Below are 225 nucleotides of genomic sequence, written 5' to 3' on the forward strand. Positions count from 1 at the left end.
CTCATCCCCGCATTTTTCAACATGCGTGGGTTCGGGCCTCCAGTGCGTGTTACCGCACCTTCACCCTGGACAGGGGTAGATCACCCGGTTTCGGGTCTACGTCCACGTACTAAGTCGCCCTATTCAGACTCGCTTTCGCTGCGGCTCCGGCTCTTCACCTTAACCTTGCACGGGAACGTAACTCGCCGGTTCATTCTACAAAAGGCACGCCATCACCCCTAAAAC

1 rRNA gene is annotated in these 225 nt (G+C 56.4%); it reads right to left on the minus strand.

Annotation, left to right across the window (positions count from 1 at the left end):
• Positions 1 to 225: ribosomal RNA gene (locus WFI24_RS34350) — 23S ribosomal RNA — on the minus strand; the annotation flags it as partial.

The sequence above is a fragment of the Paenibacillus sp. USHLN196 genome (genome assembly GCF_037144955.1).
GTDB classification, from domain to species: Bacteria; Bacillota; Bacilli; order Paenibacillales; family Paenibacillaceae; genus Paenibacillus; species Paenibacillus xylanexedens_C.